The 19,180-nt window shown below is 31.0% G+C and carries 18 protein-coding genes; 1 reads left to right on the top strand and 17 read right to left on the bottom strand.

From position 1 onward, the window contains the following. Positions 1 to 4: 4 nt before the first annotated feature. From EOD40_RS11205 to EOD40_RS11150, 12 genes are all read right to left on the bottom strand, one after another. A complete protein-coding gene (locus EOD40_RS11205; protein ID WP_128195549.1) occupies positions 5 to 358 on the bottom strand; it encodes a hypothetical protein in 354 nt (117 codons plus the stop codon). A 2-nt stretch (positions 359 to 360) separates the two neighbouring features. Continuing rightward, on the bottom strand, positions 361 to 1,128 hold the full coding sequence (locus EOD40_RS11200) for a GGDEF domain-containing protein (protein WP_164905471.1): 768 nt from the start codon (positions 1,126 to 1,128) through the stop codon (positions 361 to 363). A gap of 63 nt (positions 1,129 to 1,191) precedes the next feature. Further along, positions 1,192 to 2,523, bottom strand: coding sequence for a restriction endonuclease subunit S (locus tag EOD40_RS11195; protein ID WP_128195545.1), 1,332 nt, complete (start codon positions 2,521 to 2,523; stop codon positions 1,192 to 1,194). A gap of 3 nt (positions 2,524 to 2,526) precedes the next feature. After that, positions 2,527 to 4,086 carry a nucleotidyltransferase gene (locus EOD40_RS11190; protein WP_128195543.1) on the bottom strand — a complete coding sequence of 520 codons (1,560 nt, stop codon included), beginning with the start codon at positions 4,084 to 4,086 and terminating at the stop codon, positions 2,527 to 2,529. Between the two features lie 3 nt (positions 4,087 to 4,089). After that, a complete protein-coding gene (locus EOD40_RS11185) occupies positions 4,090 to 5,241 on the bottom strand; it encodes an SAVED domain-containing protein (RefSeq protein ID WP_128195541.1) in 1,152 nt (383 codons plus the stop codon). A gap of 3 nt (positions 5,242 to 5,244) precedes the next feature. Next, entirely contained in the window at positions 5,245 to 6,636 is a 1,392-nt protein-coding gene (locus EOD40_RS11180) for a Fic family protein (protein WP_128195539.1), read from the bottom strand. A 10-nt stretch (positions 6,637 to 6,646) separates the two neighbouring features. After that, positions 6,647 to 8,158 carry a type I restriction-modification system subunit M gene (locus tag EOD40_RS11175; protein WP_128195537.1) on the bottom strand — a complete coding sequence of 504 codons (1,512 nt, stop codon included), beginning with the start codon at positions 8,156 to 8,158 and terminating at the stop codon, positions 6,647 to 6,649. Beyond that, the gene (locus EOD40_RS11170) at positions 8,151 to 8,735 is read right to left on the bottom strand and encodes a restriction endonuclease subunit S (protein WP_128195536.1); all 585 of its coding nucleotides are present in this window, start codon (positions 8,733 to 8,735) and stop codon (positions 8,151 to 8,153) included. Before EOD40_RS11170 ends, EOD40_RS11175 begins: the two co-directional genes overlap by 8 nt. Positions 8,736 to 9,064: 329 nt before the next feature. After that, positions 9,065 to 9,685, bottom strand: a complete 621-nt coding sequence (locus tag EOD40_RS11165) for a hypothetical protein (protein WP_164905470.1) — start codon at positions 9,683 to 9,685, stop codon at positions 9,065 to 9,067. Positions 9,686 to 9,788: 103 nt separating this feature from the next. Continuing rightward, entirely contained in the window at positions 9,789 to 10,412 is a 624-nt protein-coding gene (locus EOD40_RS11160) for a P-loop NTPase family protein (RefSeq protein ID WP_128195534.1), read from the bottom strand. A gap of 103 nt (positions 10,413 to 10,515) precedes the next feature. Beyond that, positions 10,516 to 11,394, bottom strand: a complete 879-nt coding sequence (locus tag EOD40_RS11155; RefSeq protein ID WP_128195532.1) for a transcriptional regulator — start codon at positions 11,392 to 11,394, stop codon at positions 10,516 to 10,518. A gap of 46 nt (positions 11,395 to 11,440) precedes the next feature. Continuing rightward, positions 11,441 to 11,746, bottom strand: a complete 306-nt coding sequence (locus EOD40_RS11150; RefSeq protein WP_128195530.1) for a helix-turn-helix domain-containing protein — start codon at positions 11,744 to 11,746, stop codon at positions 11,441 to 11,443. Positions 11,747 to 12,165: 419 nt separating this feature from the next. Between EOD40_RS11150 and EOD40_RS11145 the strand changes: the two genes are divergently transcribed. Further along, the gene (locus EOD40_RS11145) at positions 12,166 to 12,336 is read left to right on the top strand and encodes a hypothetical protein (RefSeq protein WP_164905469.1); all 171 of its coding nucleotides are present in this window, start codon (positions 12,166 to 12,168) and stop codon (positions 12,334 to 12,336) included. Here the strand turns inward: EOD40_RS11145 and EOD40_RS11140 are convergent. From EOD40_RS11140 to EOD40_RS11120, 5 genes are all read right to left on the bottom strand, one after another. Continuing rightward, on the bottom strand, positions 12,313 to 13,803 hold the full coding sequence (locus EOD40_RS11140) for a hypothetical protein (RefSeq protein ID WP_128195528.1): 1,491 nt from the start codon (positions 13,801 to 13,803) through the stop codon (positions 12,313 to 12,315). The genes EOD40_RS11145 and EOD40_RS11140 overlap by 24 nt on opposite strands. Positions 13,804 to 14,241: 438 nt before the next feature. Further along, positions 14,242 to 14,883, bottom strand: a complete 642-nt coding sequence (locus tag EOD40_RS11135) for a sigma-70 family RNA polymerase sigma factor (protein ID WP_128195527.1) — start codon at positions 14,881 to 14,883, stop codon at positions 14,242 to 14,244. Positions 14,884 to 14,966: 83 nt separating this feature from the next. Beyond that, positions 14,967 to 15,350 (bottom strand): hypothetical protein, encoded by a 384-nt coding sequence (locus tag EOD40_RS11130; protein WP_128195525.1) that lies wholly within the window; start codon positions 15,348 to 15,350, stop codon positions 14,967 to 14,969. A 177-nt stretch (positions 15,351 to 15,527) separates the two neighbouring features. Then, on the bottom strand, positions 15,528 to 16,826 hold the full coding sequence (locus EOD40_RS11125) for an HlyD family secretion protein (protein ID WP_128195523.1): 1,299 nt from the start codon (positions 16,824 to 16,826) through the stop codon (positions 15,528 to 15,530). Next, on the bottom strand, positions 16,819 to 19,029 hold the full coding sequence (locus EOD40_RS11120) for a peptidase domain-containing ABC transporter (protein WP_128195521.1): 2,211 nt from the start codon (positions 19,027 to 19,029) through the stop codon (positions 16,819 to 16,821). Before EOD40_RS11120 ends, EOD40_RS11125 begins: the two co-directional genes overlap by 8 nt. Positions 19,030 to 19,180 lie beyond the last annotated feature (151 nt).

Below are 19,180 nucleotides of genomic sequence, written 5' to 3'. Positions count from 1 at the left end.
TTTTTTAACTAAAAATGTTACCTAATTTTCTAAATAGGATTCTATCTCCATTACCTAACTCTAAATACATTTCACCTGGTTCGATTGACCAAATTTTTAGATTTTCATACTCTGGTTTTTCTTCTGTTTTGACAATTTCACTAATAACAATTTCCGAAATATCGTTTTCATGGTTTACAATTTCAACAGCTCCATGCCATTCATAATGAATTTTACTCTCTGGTTCACGCTGATAAATGGTAAACATTGCTCGAGCAACATTTTCACCGTGGTTGACATGTCTTATATTAAAATCAATTAAGATGTTACCGTTTGTATGTCTCCAAGTTCCTAAAATTTGGTGTAATTCTATATTCATAGCTAGTAGTGACTTTTGGTGTTATTTTTACCTAATGTATTCTTTGCTGTAATTAATGCTTGACTGGCTCTATTAAGAAATGTATCTATAGTATCGTCGCCCTTTTTAAACTCTGTTACTCCACATGAAACTGTAAGTTTGTAAAAAACTTCGTCAATATTAAATACATTGTTTTCAATCATTTTTCTTTTTCTTTCAGCTGCTTTCGTTGCTTCTCCAAGACTTGTATCTTTTGTGATTACTACAAACTCATCTCCTCTTAAAAATTGTCTAAAAGTTTCGTCTGTTACTCTTCTGTCATTGTTTAAAAGTTGACCTAAGCTTTTTAATATTTGATCAGATTTAGTATGTCCAAATGCAGAATTAAATGCTTTAAAATTATCTACGTCAATTATAATAACTGAAAATGAATTTATTTTTGTCCCAGTATTTAGTTCTTGAACTGTTCTAATTAGATATTCGTTTATTGCCTTATAGTTTTTTAGTCCTGTTAGTTCATCTGTGAAATTATCTAATTGTAATGCTTTGTATTTTCTTCGGTATATCCGATTATAAATTAAAAAGGCAATAATAAAAACTAATATTGTATAGAGAAAAGAACAATATAATTTGATTAAATATTCTGTTGATATGAATTTTAGAATTGTAAATTCTTTTGGTAATAACGTTGATGTAAAATAGATTACAAGAAAAATACCAAGTGCTTTTAGTATGTCATAAATTCCTTTTGCAAAAAAATCATCTTTAAACTTCTTTACTGAATTTTTCAAATAACCCATCTATTTTCTATTAGAGTTTTTATTTATACTATTAAAATTTGCCATATTCATTATTTATTTAACTCTTATTTTACCTGTTAACAATTGTTGTATTAGTCCTTGTCTTTGTTGTCGTAAAGCAAATAATTCTTTATTTAGATTGGTTATTTCCTTGTCAATAAATGAAAGAAAAGAAGCAGTTTTTTGTTGCTCTACTAATGATGGCAGGGTTATCTTAAATTTTGTCAAATTACCTTTTGAAATGCTATATACTTTACTGCCTGTAGCTATGGTTTTTAAGCGTTTTTTCGCCTCAGGGCTTTTAAACAAATATGCTCGGTAGCCTTGAGCAGTTTGATTGTTTTTATCACGTAAGGCAAAAGTGTGTAAACCTGCTAATACTTTTTTTCCATTCAAATTATATACTTCTAAAGACTCACCAACCCCCTCATAATCCTCTGATGCGTCTGCAATTATTAGATCGCCTTCTTGTAATAAATGAATACTAGGTTTGATGTTTTTGTTTAGAACTGGAATACGAGTTTCCGTATTGAAATCTAACACTGCATTTTTATAAGTCGAGTGAATGTCTCCGTAATGGATATAATAAATACTATTGTCCTCAACTTCATAGTTAAGGTCATTTCTAGAAAAGGAACTGGTTCCAATAAATTCAAAAACTTCATTTATTGGTAGGGAAGACCATTGACTGTTATTGTGATTTTTAAATCTCACTTCCCCTGTAAGTAATTTTTTCATTATTGCTTTTTTGTACTCTTTTTTGTTTCTTATAAGTTGTTGTTGTAAAGTAATGGCTTTGTTCCAAGTCGTAAGTATTTTAGTGATTTTTTGTTGTTCCCATAATGGAGGTAATGTAATTCTGAATTTTGATATATTTCCTTTTGAAATACCATATACTTTACTGCCTGTTGCAATAGTTTTTAAGCGTTTTTTTACATCTGGATTTTTAAAAAGATATGCTCTATAGCCGTGAACTGTTTTGTTGTCTTTATCACGTAAGGCAAAAGTGTGTAGTCCCGCTAATACTTTCTTATCTTTTAAATTGAATACTTCTAATGCTTCTCCAATTCCCTCATAATCTTCGGAAGCATCGGCAATGATTAAATCTCCTTCTTTTAAAAAATGCGTGCTTGGCTTGATTTCTTTCCTTAAAACTGGAATACGTGTTTCTGTGTCAAAATCTAACACTGCATTTTTATAGGTAGCGTGAATGTCTCCGTAATGAATATAATAGATACTATCTTCTCCCGCTTCATAATTGAGGTCATTTCTAGAAAATGAACTTGTTCCTATAAACTCAAAAACTTCGTTTATTGGAAGAGAGGACCATCCTGATGGGATAGTATTCTGTTTGTGTGTTGGTGTATATGTTTCGCTATTGGTCATAATTTATCTAATATTTATAAAAAATTCAGAACTACGTGCTACACACACACCATTTTTAACTATAAAACATTCCATCCAATGTAATCCTGTAAATTCAGAATGTTCTTTTTGAACTAATCCTCCTTTTCCTAATGTTTGCGCTTGGAAAATTCCTCCTCGCAATCCCATAAAAGCATTTTTCGCTTCTTCCCCTGTATTTACCACTTGCCAATACACATCAAAAGGTTTTGGTACATTTGTAGTTGCGGTAAAATAGATGTCACAATTTTTAGGAATAATTGTTTGGTTTGTAATAGACTTTGATTTTTTGTTGTCTGTAATGTCATTGTATCTGCCATAAACATCACAATTATATACCAACGATACTGGCCACAATGGTTGTTGGCGATGGGGAACAGATAACATTTGAGCAGAATAGTTTACCGGTTTTAAATTTTCGGTAATTAATTCATCGTAACCCAAATTCCGAACAGCTTCGTTTACCGACCTAGTACCTAAAATGTTTTTCAAAAGTCTGTAAGCATCAGAAGGATTCATATTTTTAAGTGAACTAAAATCACTTTTTGATTTTTCCAACCATGAGAAGAAATTGTCTTGTTTTTGTTGTTCGAATGGCCATTTATCAGCAAAATTTTCTTCATTATTCACCGGATTTTCAATCCACCAAATTTCTTTATCATGTTTGTCACTGTACACTTTTTTCATATACAAATGCATATTTAAAAGGATACTAACTAAAGCATCGATTACATTATTTTCTTTATTATATGCTCTTGCAGCAAGAGTGGTTATAATAATGGAAATAGGTTTGTCATCATCGCCACCAAACATGATGTCCCTGTGTCGTTTTAAAATTTGAACGGCTCTAATCAATGGTTCCTTTTCTTTTGTATACTTTGGAAGTGGTTGGATACTTTCACTAAGCATCAGGCTTCTAAACATGTTTATAGCTGCTCTATTTTTAAACCAAGCGGCATAACCAAAAGGATTACTTTTTAACCAATAATTAGGATTTATTTCTGAGGGATAATTTGATTCTCTTCTATCTGTAATTCTAATTGATAATTCTTCAACATCAGATTTTCCTAGACTGTCAAAAGATTTTTCACTAAGATTTATATGATTATTATTCCCTATTAATGACGGCAAAATATCTAAATGGAATTTATCACTTTCGTATATTAAAGTCCAACAACGGTTTCCCTCGTCATCCAACATTCTGCGATAATTTTCATTATTGTGAACTATTTGATCTTTGACTGCATGTTTCAAATCTTTTTGTGTCCAGTGTGCTTTTTTGCCAGTAAGCCTGCAAACCAAATCTACATCTAATTCGTCATCTTCAATAATTGGTCTTATCATTGTGCCCAATAGAAAAGAACCCTGAGGTAATATTTCCGGTTTATAAATGCATAAAGGAGAATCATCTTTTGACAATTGGTTTGCTACCGCCGTATAGCGATCTTGAACTAACTCATATTGAGCTTGCGTGATATCTAGAACTTGCCCGATATTTTCGAGTAAGTCGCTAATTTTATTGCTTCTGTTGAATAGTTCGAACATAGTTTATTGGTTTTTAATTTCAATTGCTTTGCTAAAGCCATTATTAGCTGAGTTTTGGTCGTATATTATCAAAGGTAAATCTGCTTTTTCCATCCATATTCTTCCTGTTTCTACTGCACATGAATTAGGCATAACAGGAAAAACATGAATTGGTTCATTTTGATATTGGAGTTTTATTTTGCTGTATGCATTTCTTACTTGGTTTTTAAAGTTGATAAGAGTCTGTCTGTTTTTCAAAATGTTGCGATTCGGATTATCAACCGAAATTTTCCAAATTGAAACATCATCACCTAAAACAGAGTGAATTCTATCGTCCGTAACATCATCGCTCAAACTCAATACCAGAACCGGTATTGATTTTATTTCTGATGGCTCTTGCAATTCTACTACAACAACCTCTTCTTCATTTTGCCATTTCCAAGTCTGTTTTGGTTCTCGGTGAAGCTGGTAAATTTCACTCGTTGACAATTCAGGAATTAATGTTCCCAGTTTAATTAGCAATGGTTGTGGTGCCAATGCGAAAATTGAAAAATGAGTTGTTTTTTCTTGAACTAAAATAGGTTTGATATGCTGTTTTACCATTTCTTCCAATTGATTTGAATGGATACCCCAATAATTTTCAGTTTGATCTTTGATCATAAGATTTGCAGTACCGAGCTGTATTATATTATCACTGACTGGATAATATTCTGGTAATATGGCCTCAACACAATTGTCGAATTTGATAGCCGGTTCAAAGGAGCCTATTTTTGCAGTGAAAGAAACAATATGACTTTTTTTGTCTGGAGTTAAACCGGTTAAGAGTTCAATATTTCTTTCTTGTTTTTTCTTCATTTCCTGAAGTGTGGCAACAGTATGAATTTCCACTTCACTTTTATCAATTCTTCGATGGCATTCATCACATAAAAGCAATAAATTATTAAAATCAATTTCTAATTTTTTAGACAATTTAGCATCACCTCGAGGACCATCTTCTTTTGCAGCAATAATATGAGAGATATAAGACTTATTTAAGTCTTTCTGCATCAAGCTGTCTTTCCAAAGTGGTATATTACAACCATCATATTGACATCTACCACCAGATTTCACCCAAAGTTTTCTTGAAGTACCTTGAGGTATTGCTTTTCTTGCCCGTTCAACTAGTTTATCATTCATAGTTTATTTATTATTGTTTTTAATTGCAATTTTTATGTCCTCCAAAAGTTTTTTAGTGAGTTTGTTTACTATAATTTTGATTTCCTCTTCTGTTATAGGTTCAGAATATAATTTTTTCAATAAATAACCTCCATTATCATTGTAACTATTAGTATCATTAATAATGTAATAGAACGGTTGAAACAGTACCCAAATATTCGTATAACTACCGAATGTGTTTAAACCATCGTGTTTGAAGCCGTTATAGGAGATACTCAATCGTAAGTCATCTATTTTTTTAGCCTTTGGTTCTTCACCATAAAAATCTCCGGTTGAATTAGATTTTTTTTCATATAAATTTTCAAAGAATTCATCAAAATATTCAATTCCTTTATTCCAGGACTGGTTTCCTTCTGCTGAGCTTTGGAATTTTTTCTCCACAAACATTTCATCGAATTTTTTTGTTTTTTCGATAAGTTGTACAAATAATTTTCGATAAGAGTTTGTATAAAGTTCTTTTACGACCTCATTAGATTTAGGTACAACATTATCATCTGTTCCTTTCAATTGTCTTTTGAGCAACTCTAATTCTTTTTCTACATCATCTTCCTCTTCAATATCTTTGCCTTCAATCACATCTAATACTAGTTGTTCTGAACGTTCTATTAAGCCCGAAACATATTGATAAAAAGCTTCTTTATCTCCGCCGTAACTTTGAATGTCGCTAATGAAGTTGTAGTAAATAGATCGTTCTGTTTTTGTAATCCAAAAAGGTGTATAGCCTAATGCTATTAAGATTAGATTGGTTAGAATACGTGCTGTTCTACCATTACCGTCATAGAATGGGTGGATTTCCAGATATTCTAAATGAAATTGTAAAGCCACATCGATAGGGTGGGGAGCATTTTTTTTACCTAAGCTGATAGCATCAATAGCTGCATTGGTCTTATTCAATAGCTCATGCATTCTATCTGGTACTAATTCCCAATCTACAAAGGTGTATTTTTCTCCTTTATGATTAAATATTTCATTATTTTCGGGTTTCCAATTACCTATTTTCTTTTTTCTTTCCGGATCTTCTTCGTGCATAATCCCAGAATGAATTTCTTTTATTCTTTTTTCAGAAAGACGTAATTCTCCTTTTCCAATTTTAAGAATATCAGAAATGACTTCATCGTGACCTTTCATTTCTAAAACATCTTTGATAGGTTTTTGATGCACATCTAAATTACCCACCATTACACTTCGCGTTTCTTCAATGGTTAGAGTATTCCCCTCCATACTATTGGAGTTGAAGTTCCATTCTAAACGAAATTTGTGATTAATTTTGTTTAGTTGTTCTTTGTTTAGTTTTCCTTGTTGCACTATTTTTTCCTTGATAGTGTCAATTTTGTCTTTAATGTCTTTGTACTTCATTGTTTATATTTTATAGCCCTAGTTCTTCCAGGTATTGTTGCATTTCTTTTCTTACTTCGGTCAATTCGCCTTCGAGTGAATTGATTTCTTCTTTTACTTTCGCTAAATCGATAGGTTCTTCTTCTTCGAAAGTATCCACATAGCGTGGAATATTTAAGTTGAAATCATTTTCTTTAATCTCTTTTAAAGTAACCACATTGCTATATTTTTCAATAGTTTCAAAGTTTTGATAGGTTGATACAATTTTTTTGATATCGACTTCTCTTAATCGGTTTTGTTTTTTACCGTCTTGGTATTCTTTACTGGCATCAATAAACAAAACTTCTTTTGATTTTTTTGCTTTGTTAAAAATCATTATAGCTGCTGGAATACCCGTTCCAAAGAATAAATTACTTGGTAAACCAATAACAGCTTCAAGAAGGTTTTCTTCAATTAATTTCTGACGAATTTTACCCTCTGAGCTTCCTCTAAATAAGACACCATGCGGAACGATAACACCAATTCTTCCATCTGGTAAAGTGGTTTCTATCATGTGTAAAATAAAGGCATAATCTCCTTTACTTTTTGGAGGAGTACCTCTTAGAAATCTTTTGAAACGGTCAGTTTCGGCATTTTCTGCTCCCCATTTATCTAGACTAAATGGGGGATTGGCCACAACAATGTTGAACTTCATTAAATGATCCCCTTCAATTAATTGCGGATTGTTAATCGTGTCGCACCATTCAATGCGAGCTCCGTCCATACCATGTAAGAACATGTTTAACTTGCTTAAAGCCCAAGTGTCTCCATTGCTTTCTTGACCGTACAGAGCAAAGTCTTTAGACCTTGAACCATCTTTATCTTTTACTTGTTCACCTACTTTTATTAATAAAGAACCGGAACCACAAGTAGGATCACATATTCTGTCTCCAGGTTTAGGATTTACTAATCTAGCTAATAATTCACTAACTTCATCAGGACTATAAAATTCACCACCTTTTTTTCCCGCACCACTAGCAAACTCACCTATGAGGTACATATATGAATTTCCTAGAACATCTTCGACTTTACCTAATTTAGAAGGTCTAAAATCTAAAATAGGACTAGCAAAATCATCTAACAGGTTTTTTAATCTTCTGTTACGGTCTTTAGTTTGACCGAGTTTATCGGAGTTAAAAGATATGTTTCTAAAAACTCCTTCTAATTTAGCAAGGTTTTTATCTTCAATTTTTGCCAGAACTTTATCAATTATTTCCCCAATATTAGAATCGTTTCTGTTTTCATATAAATAATCAAACGAACAATTCTCAGGTAACACAAAACGTTCTCTTTGTAGTTTTCTTTGGATTAGTTCGTCATCATTGCCGTATTGCATTTTATATTCTTCATAATGATCTTTCCAAACATCACTCATGTATTTTAAAAACATAAATACTAAAATGTAATTCTTATATTCTGAGGAATCGAAAGCGCCTCTAAAAGTATCACATGCACCCCAAAGTGCTTTATTAATTTGGTCTTGTGTTGGGTTTGTATTAGTCATTTTTAATTAATTTTAATAATTGATTTTGGATTAATTCTTTTCTGTTATTCTTGATTTTGTCGAGGATTTCAATCTCCCTGTTTAATAAAACAGCTGTTTTAGCAATTGCTTTTTGTGTTTTGAGTGTAGGTACTTTAATAGGCATCTCCATAATATCTTGTTTATTTAAATTAGGCACATAAGTACCTGCTTTTTTTTCACTCAAATAATTTTGAGCTTCTCTTTGGTTGATATACCAAACTAAATATTGGGGTACTATTTTTTTTTCATCTACTCTGATTACAAAAAATGTTGCTGATGGCACTATTTTAAAGTTAATGTCTTCAATTGCTATGGCATAGTTATTCACCCCTTTAGAAACAAAAAGAATATCGTTTTTTTGCAAGTAGAATTTATCTTTAAAAATAATATCACTAACTTTATCAATATTTTGATAATCAAAGCTTAGATAGTTGTTGTTGATATCTTTCATTTGAATAATACCAATAGCACCATCAGGGATGTGTTCTATTTTTTCTCTGAATGAATATCCAGAAAATAGACCCTCTGATTTTATTAGATTTTTTAATAAATACATTATACATAATTTTTATACTGCAAATATATGTAATTAAAATTACATAATCACTATACTGTATTTATAATTGTTTAAATGTCTTTTTTAACGATGAAATGCATTGTTTACATCAAAAAAAGGTTTTGTAAACTAATAAATTAGTTTATTGGAGTGCATTATAGTTGTTTAACTTGTTGTTTTTGTTCCAAATTTGTCTTGCAATTGTTTATTACTGTTTTTATGTTATATAGTTGGATTGCTAGGTTTAAACTCACAAGTCCGATATGAAACATAATTTTTTAGTTAAGCTTTGGCAGTAAATGATGTTTATTGCCAAAACTTAATCGTGTTTATAAGGAGTCAATGAAGAATTTTAGATTGTATAATTCAAGTACACCATCGTCTTCTAAGTCTTCCTTTGTTAGTTGGTCTATTTCTATGAAGGATAGGTCATTTGCAAAGGATTTTTCGCCGATTAAATGTTCAATTTGAACATATATGGCTTCTCTAAGTTTCGGATTGTCTTTGTGTACAATATAGTTTTTAAGTAACACTTTGATGCCTAACTTGTGTGGTTTTCCGGGAATTTCTAATGGAAGAAAATATATTTCACTAATTCGTAAACTGATATTGTAGAATTTTAATGGTTTATCGGTGCCATTCTCGTAGACATCAATATCTATTTCGGGTTGTAAAAAGGCTGTTGTTTTCCAACGTTCTATAACTGGGGCGTAATGGACTAGTAATTCAACTTCTTTGAATAGGTAGGGATTTCCATTGGCTGTGATGATTAGCTCAGCACCATTTGTTTTGTTTTTGATGATGAGGCCTAGATCTTTGTTGTATTGATGAAGTATCTCGATTAGTTGGTCGAAATGGATTTTTAGTTCTTCTTTTGAGATTTCGTTTAGGAGTAGGAAAACGAAGTTGTTTTGTTGGAAGTGATTCCAGAAATTGGTTATTGTGTTCATTTTGTTCTTTTTTTAACCGCAAAGAGCACAAAGTCCTTCGACAAGCTCAGGATGACAGCACAAAGTTCGCAAAGCACTTCGACTACGCTCAGTGTGACAATTTTTATCTCTTGTCTGGTGTTGATTTATCATAAGCTATCAAATTGACCATTTCCCTTAATCGTGAGCGAACTCTATTGCCATAATGTTTTTCTATTTCTGTGGCTGATAGATTTGTGGTTATATGTGTTTGGATTTTTCTGGAAATAAAAATATCATAACGACTCAATAGAATTTCAGCCATTACATTGCATTCGTTACCATAGTATTTTAGGTTATTTTCTATTCCCAGATCGTCGAAGCATATTGTTTTTGGTTGTGATTCATATAATTTTCCGATACTGTACTTGTGAATGATTTGGTAGCCGTCCTGAATAAATTCAAAGCTGATATCCCGGCATGGTTTTACTAAAAATTTATGTTCGGTAGGAGTGAGGTGTTTCATTAAATTCATTAAGGATGTTTTGCCACAACCTACAGGTCCAGAGAGTAAAATCCCTTTGTTGAGGTTGATACCGTATTGGAAGCATGTAGGCTCGTCTTTGAGAAAATAGGCGATGAGTTTGTACACTATTGGGTAATCGGTTTCCACTATTTTGAAATGATTGCCGTAAAGTTCAGTGCCTTTTTTTTCGAGCCAGAGTATTACTTCTGAGTAGTTGTAGTGGGATTTTATTTCATTTTCCATAATTTTAAAATTTAACCGCAAAGGGCACAAAGCACTTCGGCTATGTTTAGTGTGACAACGCAAGGTTCGCAAAGTGAGATTGCTTCGTCCCTCGCAATGACAGCTACAAGGGTTCTGCATAATCTTTGTCTGTTCCGGTGTTGAGGTGTTTGGCACGGTGTGCTGGTGTTGTATCGGTGTTGTGATTGAAGTTGACACTGTTTAATATCCAGTTTTGTGCTGCAGCCTGCCAATCGACCATGGGTGTTTTTCCGCCTACTAACCAACCTACACTGGAGAAATAATTGAAAAACTTTTGGGCTTCGAGTTCCGGGAAGTTGTTTTCCTGGAAATAGGTTTTTATTTCATCGATTGTGGGCTTCTCGTCCTTCGACTGCGCTCTGAATGACACGCTCGAAGTGACAAGAAGCTTTTCTTCTTTTTTCGCGGAACTTTTTTCTTCTTTTTTAGCAGTTTCAATTTTTAAAAAATTGTCATCATTTTTAATTTTTTTTGCTTGCTCGTCCAAGTTTACAATCTTTAAATCGTTTGAATTGTTTGGTATGTTTGTATTGTTTATATAAGATACTAAAGCTTGTTCAGTACTAGTTTCATCACTAGTGCAAGACTTGTTTAGAGCTTGTTCACCGACTTGTTTAAAAAGAAGTTCATTATTTGGTTTTCTCTCACTTCTTGGAACTGGTTTTAAATCTTCTGAAAAATTGAATAAGACAACATGGCTTCCTTTGAATGGATTGTACGATGGTTCGTAATTAATGTAGCCCAAATTATGTAGGTTCTTCAAACATTTGTGATAGGTTGCTTTGGAACTGATTTTACTAATTCGCATCACTTCATCACGGGAAATGCTGATTGGATTTTTGAAGCGATTGCAGTTCCAGAATTGGAATAATGCTATGTATAAACTTATGTGGGTTGGGTTGAGTGTTTTGTCTATTGCTACTTTTTCGAAGAAGCCAGTGAGGTGTTTAATGTAGTTCATTTTTACAGTTATGAGTTATAGGTTGTGAGTTATGTGTTTTCTGATCTTATCTCACTAACCATTTTGGATTGAATAAGGTAACTGTAGCATCAACTTTATTAGCTTCCAGTAATTTATCTAAATCAGCACTAGAGTAGTATAGAATTCCTCCAATTTTAGTGTAGGTAATGGTTCCGTTAATTCGGAGGTTTTGTAAAGTGCCCGGAGAAATGTTTAATAGTTTACGGACTTCATTGGATTTGAGCCATTGTTTTGTTTGCTCCGGTTTGGATTGCAGGATTTCTTTTAAATCGTTTAGTAAAAGAGTTCTGAATTCGTTTAAATCTTCGCGGGTAATAACTTCGATTGCCATAATGTTTTATTTTAAATTGATTACAAATAGAATTTAATATTTATTACGACGCCAGTTGTGGGGGTTGTACAACCCCTAGCAAATAGCAGTAAAACTGCCTATTTGTATCAAAAAAGTTTTTTAATACTAGCTCAATAAATTGTATTTAAATTGATTTATGACTAGATTTGCTTTGTAAATAAATACAGAGGATTTTCCTCTTATCATATATTAGCGAAAGTTATTTCGAGCATCAGAAAACCGCCAAAAATTCTAAACAAGCTCTACAAATAAACTGTCGCCTACGCAATGCGTGGGCTCGGTTTATCGGAGCTGTGGGTGCTTGGCGGTACCTCTGATGCTGGTGATCGATGTCCCACGCAGTTTGTTTATAGCAATTCTACTGGTGACAATGATTTTAAATTTTATACTTTAAAATTATGAATGTAAAGCAGCAGGCTATTTCGTCAGAACTCCAAGAATTTATGAACGCACAACAAATCCCAAGTGTAGCAGCTTTATTACTTATTGATAACGAGAGCTTACTTGGGATGGAAGGATTTGGGTGGCGATTGTTAAAAGAGGTATTAAAACTTCGAGAGGTTCAATAATTCGATTATTTTTTCACGTACAGCATTCTTCGTGGTTGTTTCTACATTGTAGTATTTTGAATTCAAGCTATCTATTGAAATGGTATCTGTCATTTTAGTTTTAAAATGCTTAGCAATGAATCTAAAAATAGCTCTTTGCGTTTTAGGTTGAATGATTCCGGTTTGAATTAATAATCCAAAGAAATAACTTAATTGTGGTACTGAGAAACCAGTTAATAATTTACCTTCGTTTTTTTTATTTTCAGTATGGGGAGCTGTATAAGGGAGCAGCATTCTTTTCTGGTTTAAATAGTATATTTCTTCTTCAATCCATGTTGTAATTTGTTTTTTTGCACTAGGTAGTTTATTATGGTATTTGTTATCTATTACTAAGTATTTCTGATTGGTGTTTTTAAGGAATTTATATAATAATTTTATTTTTTCAATTTCGGTTTCTTCTTTATCAAGCTCTTTGTTGATTCTATCGGTATAATAATCAAAGAAGTCTAAGCTATTGAAATTGAGCATTAGCAAATAGTCTTTTAATTCGATTTTTAATTTTTGTTCTTTTTTGTTTTTAATGAAATCATGAAGCTTAGTCGTAAATGCTATACTATAAAAAACTTCATTATAAGTAATGGCTTGGGATAGTTGTAATTGTATGATTTTTGAAAGGCTTTCGTCAATTAGAGTTATTAATTTAGGTTCTAACTGTAAATCGGTAGAGCCTGATTTTATTTCTTTGTATTTATCATATATTTTGTCTCTTGTTTCAATAAGTGTTATTAATGGTACTGAACAATTTTTATTTAGGTATTTAGAATAGTCTTTTTCGATATAACACATCAACTTTTCGAGATAAATGTAGCTCAGTTTAAAACAATCTTTTTCGAGGTCATTAGTTGAAAATTCATAAAGGCTTTCTACTGTTTCGGGATTAATTTTTCGAATTAATTTATTTAGAAAACATTCAATATTTGATTGTTTTTTATGAATAAAATCATGAATTAGTTCTTTTGTATTCAGCTTCGAAATAATTTCTTTGATTCTTCTTTTAGTTAACTCCAATTCATTTTTTAAACTCCAATTGCAATAAAAGAAAAAGAGATTTTCTCTGGAAAGTTCTTCCAATTTACAACTGACTATAATGTATTGATTTGGGTTGTCTTTCTCCCATACATAGCTTTTATTCTTATACTGAATACCTAATTGTTTTTCAATTTTTGGGAGCCATTTGAGTAATTCTTTAGAAGGTTCTGATTGTATTTTTTTAAAAGCAGGAGCATGAGGATGCAGGTTGTGAATTGCCGTTGTTGTTTTAAACTGAAATTTATTGTTGATTTTTACGAAGTCAATTTGATAAATAAAATAACTTTGAGGAACTATGTTGTAAAGTAGTGTCGTAATTTGCTCCGTAGCGTACATTTTAGGACTTTGTATTTCACTGATTAGGGTGTCATACATTTCTAACAGGTATTTGTAATTCATAAATGTAATAAACTATTTGGTTGTAGATCTATAAATTATTATCTAAAGACTAGCTTTAGAATTTTACAATCGAATAGTTTTAATTGGAATTCTTTTGTTTATACAAATTATAATTTGGAGTTAGTTGAAACTCAATTATAAAAAACTTTAGAAAACCTAAAACAGCAATCAATTGTAAATTAGGATTATTTTACATCTTGAACAACTGTAATTTAACATTAAGTGAAATGGTAAACCCGTGGTATTTAGTTGAGTGTTTTTTTTCTTTTGAAGATATAAAAAAAACTACATTTTTTGAAGATTAATAGTGAAAAAATAATTGTCACTAAGAAAGTAATTCCAGCATAGTTTTTTATTAATACGAGCTGCTTAGTATATAATGTCCGTTTGTAATCAAAATAGTTATTTGAATTTTTTATTTGCTTCGTTGCATTTTGTTTATCTAAGTTTAATTGTATTCATAACTTTAAGAACCATTGCGTCACAATAAATTAAATTGAATTCATATAATTCGGTTGCTACATATGATTTTTCAATTTGTTTTCTCAGCATTGCTTTTGCGCGATTAAAACGTACTTTTACATTAGATTCGCTGATGTCTAAGGATTGGGCTGTTTCAGCAATATTTAATCCTGCAATTTCTCTCAAAGAAAAAACCATTCGATAATCTAAGGGAATTTGAGTTAAAGCATTTTCAACTATAAAATTCAATTCTTTGTTCATCATTATTTTATTGGTGTCTGTTTGTGAATTATCAGAAAACATAGGGATTGCTTTTTCATTAATTTCAGTTGAAACTTCATTTTTATAGCTGAATTTTTGAAGCTTTTTATAACAATTATTAATCATTATTCTAATGATCCAAGTTTTAAAAGAAGAACGATTTTCAAATTTGGATAAATTAAGATAAGCATCAATAAAAGTATCCTGCATCAAATCTTGTGTATCTTCATGGTTGTAGTTATAACTTCGTCCTATCTTGTATAAAAAAGGATTGTTTCGCCTGATAAGTATTTCGTATAAAGCCAATTCTCCATCAAGAATTTTATTTATTAATTGGGTATCGGTATACTGATTCATAGTTATTGTTTTTCAAACGTATTCAAAGTTAATTTATCTAAAATAAAATATGGTTTCTATCGTATAAATAGAAACCATATTTGTTACGCTACTATTTTTGCAAGTTTAGCAGTCGAAAAGGCCGCAATAGCCATGACTAAATCACGTACGGCTACATCTAAAAAATTACCGCTAGTAATTAAAGTAAGAGCAATTAAGGTGAGCCAGGCTGCAACAATGTAAGCTCCGATTTCTGTTTTTTTCAAAACAATGATTCCAGCAATGATTTCAATTATCCCAACAATCATCATAAAAGTAGTACTATCAAAAGGAATAATAGCCGCCATGGAAGGATTGATGTAATTTTCCCAATGAGTTAAAATATTAGTAAACTTATCTAATCCGGCAACAATGGGTACTATTCCAAAAGTGAATTTTAATAAATGATACGTTGGTTTAATAATTTGAATTGTGTTAGTGCTTTCCATTTTTTTTTCTTTTTAAAGTTTATAATACAAATCGGTTTATATTACTTTAGAGGAAATGAAAAACAAAAAGGTTACAAAAAATAGAATATTTTTAGAGATAGGTTACAATAGTTAAAAAAACTATCGATATAAACATAAAAAAGGCAACTTAGTTAAAAAGATAGAAATTTATGTATATTAATATTTAAATATATCCTTAAACTTATAAAATAATCTCTGAGCTACGCTTAGATCTTCAGTTATAATTTCCGCATTTCCTATAAGCTCCTGTTTAAAGGGCAGTTCTCGCTTATATGAAGTCTTAGTGCCATTAGGGAGTGAAACATAAACAAAGTATTTTCCTTCTTTATCAGGTGACACAGATATGCTCTCTACTTTACCAATCAACATCCCATACTGTTGGTATGAGTAGTTATCTAGTTTTATGAAAACTTTTTGTCCTATAACAACTTTTCCAGAATTCTGAGCAGGAAGTACTAACTTACCTACTAAATTAGACGTATTTATAGGTAAAATAGAAAATACGATACTGCCTGTAGAAACAAATTGATTTGCTCCCCAGTATTCTTGAAAACTAATAGTCCCTTGGATAGATGATTTTAGCACATAGGTATATTCCCAATTTCGAATAGCTTCTTTAAGCAAATCATAAGATTGAGTCATATTTCGTAAGAATCTAGTGTTATCTTCCTGTTCATTTATATGAGTTTTGTTAACCGTTTGATTAGCAGATGTAATAGCCTCTCGCATTTGAGAAATAGAAATAGCCATTATGCTGATGTTTTTCTGTATTTGTATGTATCCTAGTTCTTTTAACTCATAATCTTGTTGGGATATTATACCTTTTTCAAATAAATGCTCATACCTTTTGAATTCATTCTTTTTTAATAAAAGTTCTTGCTCTAAGAGTCCTTTTTGAATAATTTGATTTTTAAGACGTATTTTAATCTCTTCAAGGGAAGTTTTATTTCCTGTCAACTGATTTGAATAAGGATCAAGATTTTTTAGCAAATAATAATCGGTATAACTTTTTTCAAAATTTATGTAAGCTGAGCTAATATCTCCTAAAACTAGATGCGATGTCTTATCAAAAGGAAACTTGAAATATTTAAAGTTAAGAGGGTGTGCATTTATAATGTCTTTTAAAAGATATACATCTTTATAGTTTGCAGTATTTTTGAATATAGCTAACTTTTGATTTATTTGTACCGTATCTCTATTCTTTATAAAAATTTTATCTAGTTGGGCAGAATATCTAGATATTATCTTTTCTGTTGGTTTTTTTGTTGTAACTAGTACTTTTGATTCAACAAAATCTGGATATCTAATCAAGAAAGATAAAATAAGAATAACACAAATAAACATAAAAATAAGTGTTATGCCCCAACGCACAATCCATATTGGTGGATTTGATAATATCTCCTGTACTTCCTCTGACCTTAAATCTAAATTATCTTGTTTTATTTTTTTAGACATTTGCAACACTACTTAATTTTTCTAACTCTAACTGGTTTCTAACTAAATTATAATATGCGCCATTAAGTTCTAGCAATTCATGATGTTTTCCAGATTCAATAACTTTGCCATCATCTAGAACTACAATTTGGTCTGCATTTTTAACTGTACTTAAACGATGTGCAATAATAACAACAGTCTTATCTTTAAAAAAACTGTTTAAATTTTCCATAATAATACGTTCGTTTTTTGCATCTAAAGCAGAAGTTGCCTCATCAAAAAACAAAATATCTGGATTTTTATAGATTGCTCTAGCCATAAATAATCGCTGTTTTTGCCCTGTACTGACACCAATACCTTCATTCCCAATTTTTGTATTAAAGCCAAGAGGTAATGATTGAATAAAATCATAAATATTTGCAGTTTTGGTAGCCTTGATTAATCGTTCTTGATCTATGGTATCTTCACCAATCGCAATATTAAACGCAATGGTATCATTAAATACATAACCTTCTTGCATCACTACACCACAATTAGAACGCCATGCTTTATGAGATATAGCATTTAGATAGTGTTCACCATACAAAATATTTCCTTTCTCAATATCATAAAACTTCAATAGTATTTTCATTAATGTTGTTTTTCCACTTCCACTAGCCCCCACAATAGCTGTAATTTTGTTAGCAGGAATATGTATACTTAAGCCTTTTATAACATTTTCATCATTTCCTAAATATCTAAATGTAATATCTTTAATGTCTATATTTTGGTTTGGTTTGATGTTTGATAATAATTGCTTCTCTTCGTTTTCTTCATCTTTTTTGTCATGAATCTCACCTAACCGTTCTAAACTTATTTTAGCATCTTGTGTGGCTTGTATGAAACCTACTAATTGTTCTATAGGACTATTTAGCTGACCAATAATGTATTGGATAGATAGCATCATCCCTAATGTAATAGAACCTTCAATAACTAAGAGTGCTGATGTAAATGTTATAAAAATATTCTTTAATTGATTAATGAAAGAAGAGCCAACCTCTTGAGTTTGATTAAGGACTAAACTTTCCATAGATACTTTAAACATGCGGGCTTGTAAATATTCCCATTTCCAACGCTTTTGCTTTTCAGCATTATTCATTTTTATTTCTTGCATTCCATTAATAAGCTCAATAACGACACTTTGCTCTTGACTTGACACAGAGAAACGTTTATAATCTAACTCTTTACGTCTTTTTAAGAAAAACAAAATCCAGATAACATATACAATACTTCCTAAAGAAAAAATAAAAAATATTTTAAGACTGTAGTGAATGAGCACTAGACCTAACACCAATAAATTCACTAAAGAAAAAAGTGTATTTAATGCAGAACCTGTTAATAGGTTTTTAATACGACCATGGTCATTTATACGTTGCATAATATCACCTGTCATGCGGGTATCAAAATAAGCAATGGGAAGATTCATAAGTTTAATAAAAAAATCAGAAACCAGCGAGATATCAATTCGAGTGCTTAAATGGAGCATAATCCAGCTTCTAAAGATACGGACACTTGTTTGCCCAATAAACAACATAACTTGTGCTATTAAAACCATATAAATAAAATCGATGTCCTGATTTTGTATTCCTACATCAACAATACTTTGAGTTAAAAACGGAAAGATTAGTTGTAACATACTTCCAACTACTAAACCTATCACCAATTGCAGAAGTAATTTTTTGTATTTAAACAAGTACTGAAATAAAAATCGAAATGATTTTTTATCGATTTCATTCCAATCGAGCTGTTTAAATTTTGGCGTAAGTTCTAATAGTAATGTGATGCCTTCTTTTGTGTTTTCTGTAGCATTACTACCAATCCATCGTTGAATAAACTCGTCTTTTGTATAGGAGATTAAACCATAAGAAGGGTCTGAGATATATACAATATCTTTCTTAATGTTATACACTACCACAAAATGATTTTTATTCCAATGTACAATTAGTGGAAATGGTGCCTCTTTTAATTTTTGATAATCAATTTTAATCCCTAATGATTTAAACCCAATAGACTCAGCAGCATCACTTAATTTTAATAAATTACTGCCTGCTCTAGTGGTTTCCGAAAGGTCTCGTATTTCTTGTAAAGAAATTAATTTGCCATAATGTTTTGCTATTATGCGTAAACAAGTAGGGCCACAATCTTTGGAGTCTGGTTGCTTATAAAAGGGGAATGTTTTTTTCAAATTAAATGTATCTCATTTTTAATTTATATAAAAGGTCTTATATCTAACAGATATTTAGTCTTTTTCTAAGCTCATATAATTATTTTATTATACTTCACAATACTACAGGAGTGAATCTATTAAGAGTAAGGTTAGCCTAGTTTTAGACAAA

The organism is Flavobacterium sufflavum, assembly GCF_004016525.1.
Taxonomy (GTDB): Bacteria; Bacteroidota; Bacteroidia; order Flavobacteriales; family Flavobacteriaceae; genus Flavobacterium; species Flavobacterium sufflavum.
This window is presented reverse-complemented; position numbering and strand designations above follow the sequence as displayed.

Coding starts and splice junctions, on each gene's coding strand:
- EOD40_RS11205 (WP_128195549.1), bottom strand. CDS start 358: ATGAATATAGAATTACACCAAATTTTAGGAACTTGGAGACATACAAAC.
- EOD40_RS11195 (WP_128195545.1), bottom strand. CDS start 2,523: ATGACCAATAGCGAAACATATACACCAACACACAAACAGAATACTATC.
- EOD40_RS11190 (WP_128195543.1), bottom strand. CDS start 4,086: ATGTTCGAACTATTCAACAGAAGCAATAAAATTAGCGACTTACTCGAA.
- EOD40_RS11185 (WP_128195541.1), bottom strand. CDS start 5,241: ATGAATGATAAACTAGTTGAACGGGCAAGAAAAGCAATACCTCAAGGT.
- EOD40_RS11180 (WP_128195539.1), bottom strand. CDS start 6,636: ATGAAGTACAAAGACATTAAAGACAAAATTGACACTATCAAGGAAAAA.
- EOD40_RS11175 (WP_128195537.1), bottom strand. CDS start 8,158: ATGACTAATACAAACCCAACACAAGACCAAATTAATAAAGCACTTTGG.
- EOD40_RS11170 (WP_128195536.1), bottom strand. CDS start 8,735: ATGTATTTATTAAAAAATCTAATAAAATCAGAGGGTCTATTTTCTGGA.
- EOD40_RS11165 (WP_164905470.1), bottom strand. CDS start 9,685: ATGAACACAATAACCAATTTCTGGAATCACTTCCAACAAAACAACTTC.
- EOD40_RS11160 (WP_128195534.1), bottom strand. CDS start 10,412: ATGGAAAATGAAATAAAATCCCACTACAACTACTCAGAAGTAATACTC.
- EOD40_RS11155 (WP_128195532.1), bottom strand. CDS start 11,394: ATGAACTACATTAAACACCTCACTGGCTTCTTCGAAAAAGTAGCAATA.
- EOD40_RS11150 (WP_128195530.1), bottom strand. CDS start 11,746: ATGGCAATCGAAGTTATTACCCGCGAAGATTTAAACGAATTCAGAACT.
- EOD40_RS11145 (WP_164905469.1), top strand. CDS start 12,166: ATGAATGTAAAGCAGCAGGCTATTTCGTCAGAACTCCAAGAATTTATG.
- EOD40_RS11140 (WP_128195528.1), bottom strand. CDS start 13,803: ATGAATTACAAATACCTGTTAGAAATGTATGACACCCTAATCAGTGAA.
- EOD40_RS11135 (WP_128195527.1), bottom strand. CDS start 14,883: ATGAATCAGTATACCGATACCCAATTAATAAATAAAATTCTTGATGGA.
- EOD40_RS11130 (WP_128195525.1), bottom strand. CDS start 15,350: ATGGAAAGCACTAACACAATTCAAATTATTAAACCAACGTATCATTTA.
- EOD40_RS11125 (WP_128195523.1), bottom strand. CDS start 16,826: ATGTCTAAAAAAATAAAACAAGATAATTTAGATTTAAGGTCAGAGGAA.